3 protein-coding genes and 1 pseudogene are annotated in these 7,811 nt (G+C 33.6%); all 4 read left to right on the top strand.

From position 1 onward, the window contains the following. A pseudogene (locus tag RWO76_RS03235) lies at positions 1 to 872 on the top strand (DNA-directed RNA polymerase subunit beta); the annotation flags it as partial. Positions 873 to 924: 52 nt separating this feature from the next. Further along, positions 925 to 4,587, top strand: coding sequence for a DNA-directed RNA polymerase subunit beta' (rpoC, locus tag RWO76_RS03230; protein ID WP_314354255.1), 3,663 nt, complete (start codon positions 925 to 927; stop codon positions 4,585 to 4,587). A gap of 357 nt (positions 4,588 to 4,944) precedes the next feature. Next, positions 4,945 to 5,067, top strand: a complete 123-nt coding sequence (locus RWO76_RS03225; protein WP_314354254.1) for a hypothetical protein — start codon at positions 4,945 to 4,947, stop codon at positions 5,065 to 5,067. A gap of 214 nt (positions 5,068 to 5,281) precedes the next feature. Beyond that, complete coding sequence (locus tag RWO76_RS03220; protein WP_314354253.1) at positions 5,282 to 7,786, top strand: SEC10/PgrA surface exclusion domain-containing protein; 2,505 nt, start codon at positions 5,282 to 5,284, stop codon at positions 7,784 to 7,786. The last annotated feature ends 25 nt before the right edge of the window (positions 7,787 to 7,811 follow it).

Genomic DNA, 7,811 nt, shown 5'->3' with positions numbered 1-7,811 from the left:
GTCACGGTAATAAAGGGGTAGTTTCTCGTATTATGCCGGAAGAAGATATGCCATTTTTACCTGATGGGACACCAGTTGATATCATGTTAAACCCATTAGGGGTACCATCACGTATGAACATTGGACAAGTATTAGAGTTACACTTAGGGATGGCAGCACGTGAATTAGGTATCTATATTGCAACACCTGTATTTGATGGGGCGCAAGATGAAGATGTTTGGGGAACTGTTGCAGAAGCAGGTATGGCTCGTGATGCAAAAACAATTTTATATGATGGACGTACAGGTGAACCATTTGATAACCGTGTATCTGTAGGGGTAATGTACATGATTAAACTTGCTCACATGGTTGATGACAAACTTCATGCTCGTTCAATTGGACCATACTCATTAGTAACTCAACAACCTCTTGGAGGTAAAGCTCAATTTGGTGGACAACGTTTCGGAGAAATGGAGGTATGGGCGCTAGAAGCATATGGTGCTGCATACACATTACAAGAAATCTTGACATACAAATCAGATGACGTTGTTGGTCGTGTGAAAACTTACGAATCAATCGTGAAAGGTCAACAAATTTCTAAACCAGGTGTACCTGAATCATTCCGCGTATTAGTAAAAGAATTACAAGCTTTAGGTCTTGATATGAGAGTACTAGATGAAAATGATGAAGAAATTAAGTTAGAAGATATGGACGATGATGCTCGTATGAATTTCAATGATGTTGAAAAAATGAGTGAAAAGACACGTAAGTTAAATGAATATTCTGACCGTATTGCTGAAATTTCTGGGGATAAAACAGAAGTTGTAGAAACAGTAGAAGAAGAAATTGAAGAAATTCAAGGTTCAGAAGATACAGAAGAAACTTTAGACTAAGAATAACTATTGGAATCGTAGGGCAATTCCAAAGAAGAGGGAGGTTGGCCCCTTGATAGATGTAAATAATTTTGAAAGTATGCAAATTGGTTTAGCGTCTCCTGATAAGATTCGTGAATGGTCATATGGTGAAGTAACCAAGCCAGAAACAATCAACTATCGTACTTTGAAACCAGAACGTGATGGTCTATACTGTGAAAAGATTTTTGGACCAACTAAAGATTTAGAATGTTCATGTGGTAAATTAAAGAAAATTAATAATAAAGGAAAAGTGTGTGATCGCTGTGGCGTTGAAGTAACTCGATCAAAAGTCCGTCGTGAACGTATGGGACATATCGAGTTGGCAGCTCCAGTAACACATGTTTGGTACTTTAAAGGAATTCCTAGCCGTATGGGACTTGTGTTAGACATGAGTCCTCGTGCGTTGGAAGAAATCATTTATTTTGCAAGCTATGTTGTTATCGATGCTGGTGATACAACATTGATGAAAAAACAATTATTAAGTGAACGTGAATACCGTGAAAAACGTATGGAATTCGGAACTCGTTTCCACGCAGCAATGGGTGCTGAAGCTGTTCAAGAATTATTAAATAATGTTGACTTAGAGGCAGAAATTGCAGAATTAAAAGAAGAGTTAAAAACAGCTCAAGGTCAAAAACGTACTCGTGCAATCCGTCGTTTAGATATTTTAGATGCTTTCCGTGAATCAGGAAATAAACCTGGTTGGATGGTAATGGATGTTATTCCAGTTATCCCACCAGATTTACGTCCAATGGTTCAATTAGAAGGTGGACGTTTTGCAACAAGTGACTTAAATGATTTATACCGCCGTGTAATCAACCGTAATAATCGTTTAAAACGTTTATTAGAATTAAATGCTCCACGTATCATCGTTCAAAATGAAAAACGTATGTTACAAGAAGCAGTTGATGCTTTAATCGATAATGGTCGTCGTGGTCGTCCAGTAACTGGACCAGGTAACCGTCCATTGAAATCATTAAGTCATATGCTTAAAGGGAAACAAGGTCGTTTCCGTCAAAACTTACTTGGTAAACGTGTAGACTACTCAGGACGTTCTGTAATCGTAGTAGGACCAAACTTGAAAATGTATCAATGTGGTTTACCAAAAGAAATGGCGATTGAATTATTCAAACCATTTGTCATGAAAGAATTAGTAGAACGTGAAATTGCTGGAAATATTAAGAGTGCAAAACGTAAAATTGAACGTTTAGACGATGATATTTGGGCAGTTTTAGAAGAAGTGATTCGTGAACACCCAGTTCTATTAAACCGAGCACCTACTCTTCATAGATTAGGGATTCAAGCATTTGAACCAACTCTAGTAGAAGGTCGTGCAATTCGTCTTCACCCATTAGTGTGTGAGGCCTACAATGCCGACTTCGATGGAGACCAAATGGCGGTTCACGTGCCACTTTCACAAGAAGCTCAAGCAGAAGCTCGCTTATTAATGTTAGCGGCACAAAATATCTTAAACCCTAAAGATGGAAAACCAGTAGTAACTCCATCTCAAGACATGGTTTTAGGAAACTATTACTTAACATTAGAACAAGAAGGTCGTGTTGGAGAAGGAATGTACTTCAAAGACATGAACGAAGCAATGTTAGCATACCAAAATGGATATGTTCATTTACACAGCCGTATTGCAATTCACGCAAGTGCGCTTCCTCATAAACCATTTACTGAATGGCAAAAAGAACGCATGTTAGTAACTACAGTTGGTAAATTATTATTCAATGAAATTATGCCTGACGAATTCCCTTACTTAAATGAACCATCAATGGAAAACTTAGAAGTAGCTACTCCAGATAAATACTTCTTAGAACCAGGTTCAAATATTAAGGAAGAAATTGAAAAACGACCAATCGTTTTACCATTCAAGAAGAAAAACTTAGGTCAAATCATTGCGGAAGTCTTCAAACGATTCCACATTACAGAAACATCAATGATGTTAGACCGTATGAAAGACTTAGGATATAAATATTCAACTCGTGCTGGTTTAACAGTAGGGATTGCAGATATTTCTGTTGCAGGAAATAAAAAGACAATTCTTTCTGATGCACATAACCAAGTTGATGAAATTTCTAAATTATTCCGTCGTGGTTTAATTACTGATGACGAAAGATATGAGCGTGTTATCGAAACATGGAATGCTGCAAAAGATGAAATTCAAAGCGCATTAACAAAAACACTTGGTGCTCGTAACCCAATCTTCATGATGAGTGACTCTGGAGCCCGTGGTAACATCTCTAACTTTACACAGTTAGCGGGGATGCGTGGATTGATGGCCGCTCCAAATGGTAAAATCATGGAATTACCAGTAACATCAAACTTCCGTGAAGGTTTAACAGTTATGGAGATGTTCTTATCAACACACGGTGCCCGTAAAGGGATGACGGATACTGCCTTGAAGACAGCCGACTCAGGTTACTTAACTCGTCGTTTAGTAGACGTAGCTCAAGACGTTATTATCCGTGAAACAGACTGTGGTTCTGATCGAGGTTTAACAATTTCAGCAATCCGTGAAGGAAATGAAATGATTGAAACATTAGAAGAACGTATGATTGGACGTTATGCACAACGTTCTGTAAAAGATCCAGTAACTGGCGAAGTATTTGTTGGTCACAACGAATTAATTACAGAAGATATTGCTCGTAAAATCATTGATGCTGGTATTGAAGAAGTAACAATTCGTTCTGCATTTACATGTGATACGAAACATGGTGTATGTAAACATTGTTATGGACGTAACTTAGCAACAGGTTCAGAAGTAGAAGTTGGGGAAGCAGTTGGTACAATTGCCGCTCAATCTATCGGGGAACCTGGTACTCAGTTAACAATGCGTACCTTCCATACCGGTGGGGTAGCCGGAGACGATATTACTCAAGGTTTACCTCGTATCCAAGAAATCTTCGAAGCTCGTAACCCTAAAGGGGGAGCAACAATTACAGAAGTAACAGGTGAAGTTGTATCGATTGATGAAAATGCGGGAAGCCGTACTAAAGAAATCACAATTAAAGGTGCGACAGATACACGTACGTATACTGTTCCATTTACAGCTCGCTTAAATGTTGAAGAAGGACAAACAATCCATCGTGGTGAACCATTAACATCTGGTTCTATCGATCCAAAAGAATTATTACGTGTTCGTGATGTATTATCAGTAGAAAACTACTTATTACGTGAAGTACAAAAAGTATACCGTATGCAAGGGGTAGAAATCGGAGATAAACACGTTGAGGTAATGGTTCGTCAAATGTTACGTAAAGTTCGTGTAATGGATCCAGGTTCAACTGAAATTTTACCAGGAACATTATTAGATATCGCAGACTTTACTGAACGTAACCGTTCTGCAATTATGAATGGTGAAGTTCCAGCGACTGCACGTCCAGTATTACTTGGTATTACAAAAGCTTCATTAGAAACAAACAGTTTCTTATCTGCAGCTTCATTCCAAGAAACTACTCGTGTGTTAACAGACGCATCTATTCGTGGTAAGAAAGACCACTTACTTGGACTTAAGGAAAATGTTATCATCGGTAAGATTATTCCTGCTGGTACAGGTATGGCTCGTTACCGTAATATGGAAACAAGCACTTCTACACCAGTTCAAACAGAAGAATTCGTTGAAGCTACTGAAGAGTTAGCAGAAGGAATTGTTGCTGAAGAAACAGTGCAAGAAACAACAGAAGCTTAATAAGAGAAAGAAAACACATTCTGAGGAGAATCGGAATGTGTTTTTCTTTTGCCTAATAGAAATTTTACTTTTCTAAAAAATAAAGATGATAGTAGATTTCAAAATGAACAAATTAAGACTAAATATAATATCTAGGGGTTTGAAACTCTATAAATAACCTAACTATAATAGAATGGAAATAGATTTATAGTATTTATATGTTAGAAAAATTAACGCTTGAAAATTGAACTATTATTGAATATTTTTTATAGAATCAATAACCTATTTTTTATAACTTGACAAAAATCAGGGTGATATCAGATAATGTTTGTGATATATATAACATATATTATGGGTAATTAGAAAGGGGTTATAATTATGAAAAAAGCAAAAATAGTTTTAGGAACAACAGTAATAGGTGGAACATTCTTAGTTTCTGGGATGTTCAATACTATTGCTGCAGCAGAAGTAGAAAAAAAAAGTTGTAGAAAATACCATTAGTACAAAATCAAACTTAGAAGGTGAGATAAAAAAATCTCAACAAGATATAGAGAAAATTAAGCAAGAGATAGAAAATTTAGTTAAGAAATTAGATGAATCTAAACGGTTAGTACAACAAAAAAAAGATACTATAAGCAATATTGAAAAAGAAATAAAAAATATAGAAGAAATTAAGACAAAGATTTCAAAACTAGAAATAGAAAAAGAAAACTTAATGAATCAAATAAAAAAAGAAAAAGAATTAATTTTAGAAAAAAATAAAGAGAGTGCAAAAATACAAGAAAAAGTAGAAAATGCAGTAAAAAAAGTTGAATACGAAAAAAATAAATTAGGCTCTCTAAAAGATCCAGATGAATTAAAAGAACAAATGGATAAAAAACAAGAAGAGAAAAAGAATAGTGAAAAAAATATTTTAGATAATGCAAAAAGTATTGAGAATGAAAAGAAAGAAAGAAATACGGCTGTTGAAAAGTTAGAAAAGGTTCAAAAAATTATTTCTTCAAAAAAAACAGAAAAAGCAGATCTAGAAAAAACAAGAACAAAGGAAGAAATTCAAAAACAAAAAAATGTAGATTATAAAAAACAAGAAATGAGTAAAGTTGAAGTAGAAATTAAGGAAACTTCACATGTTTTAAAACAAAAGGTTCAACTTGAAAAAAATACAAAAGAAGAATTGGTAAGAGAAGAACAAAAAAAGAATAAAAATATACCGATGTTAATTTCAGACGAATTTATTTCAGCTATTAAAGAATCGTTAAAGTATAGTGGAAAAATCCCTGATTCTGTTGCCGATAAAATTGAACAAAGTAGTAATAATTTAATTGGACCAGAGGAAAATGAGAATTGGTTGAGAGGAGGAAATTCTCCATTACTAAAAGCCTTGGCTGCAATAAGTTCAAGTGATAAAAGGTCAGCAGATGTTAGACATCTAACTGAAAAACAGACAGAAGAATTAAATGAGTATGCGGCTAATTTATATAGACAAATTCGTAATGCTTTTGGATTTGGAAAAGAAAATCAATTAATAACAACAAAAGAAACTAATAAGTTAGGAAAACGTTTTGCAGATGTGCATGAAGAAGTAACCCGAAAACGTGCAGGAGGAAATGCTAAATTCAATGATGCTTTTAAAACAGGTCATGTATCAAAAGCTTTAACCATCCAATCAAATATTCCTATTGAAGTTGGAATAGCTAAAAGAAAAGAAGCTGTAACGCTTATGAATGGATACGATTATTTTGAAAATTTAGCATTTTTTGGGGAAGGATATGCCGAATATCGTCGTGGATATAATTATACAACTATGGGAGGACTAAAGGCTAGTATTTATGATTCAATAGCACAATTTTTATACCGTGATAAAGGATCTAATTATGGGCATACGCGTAATGTAGTTCGAGGTGCAGGTCACCATGAGAAAGGGTCTCAGTTTTATATTGGGTTTGCACATACTAAAAATTATACTACTATATTGTTTGATGAATCAGTTATTAATGATCCGAATGCAACTTTAACTAAAATACCTAAAATTGAATCATCAAAATCAATTGTGCAAAAGATAGAAAAACTAAAAGGAAATTTAAACAATTATATAAAAGAAATTACAAAGATAAAATCAGAATTATCTAATAAGCAGAAACTTTTAAATACATTATCGATTGAGTTAACTTCATTACAAAAAAATAATGATAAAAAAATAGTACGTATTCAACAGTTAGATAAAGAAATTGATAATTTAAGCAAAGAAAAAACAGTACTTGAAGTAACAATTCCTAAGAAAGAACAAAGAATCCAATTACTTCAATCTGAAGTGGTTCAATCAAAGAAAAAGGTTACTAATTTAGAAAGAGAATATACTGAATTATTAAATGAATATCGTAAAAATATCGATTTATTTAAGGATTTTAATCTAGCTAAAAAAGAACTCAAAGAATTAGAAATAGTTAAAAATAAATTTGCTGAAGCACTTTTAAATTTAAAAAATAATCTTACATTATCAGTGAATAAAATTAACACATTAGAAAATGTAATTCAGAACAATATAAAAATTGTGCAAGGAAAAGTAAATTTAATAGAGAAAATAACGAAAGAACAAAAGGCTTTACATGAGTTAGAAAAAAATTATGCAACTTTAAAAAGTTCTTTAGATAAAAAACAGAATGAATATAAAAATATTTTCAAAAAAAATTCAGATTTAAAAGCAAAATTAGCTTTAATAAATTCTATAGAAAAGCCCAAAAAAACTATGGGTTGGCAAAAAGTTAATGGATTATGGTACTTTTTTGATAAAAAAGGATTTAAAACAGGTTGGATTTTTACTGAGGATAAATGGTATTACTTAAATAGTTCAGGTGTAATGCAGATTGGATGGTTGCTAGATGGTAATAAATGGTACTACTTAAATAGTTCAGGTGCTATGGAGACCGGTTGGATTCAAAATAAGAATACATGGTACTACATGAATAAATCAGGAGCAATGCAAACAGGTTGGATACTAGATGGTAATACATGGTATTACTTAAATAGTTCGGGTGCTATGCAGACTGGTTGGGTTCAGAGTGGAAATGAATGGTATTTTATGAATAAATCAGGTGCAATGCAAACAGGTTGGGTAGAAGTATCTGGTAAATGGTATTACTTTGATAAATCAGGTGCACTATTAACAAATACTATTACTCCAGATGGTTATTATGTAAATGCCAATGGAGAGTGGGCATAATTTTAAATGTAAAAGAAGAGGGTAA

Origin of the sequence: uncultured Granulicatella sp. (assembly GCF_963521425.1) — a bacterium.
Taxonomy (GTDB): Bacteria; Bacillota; Bacilli; order Lactobacillales; family Aerococcaceae; genus Granulicatella.
This window is presented reverse-complemented; position numbering and strand designations above follow the sequence as displayed.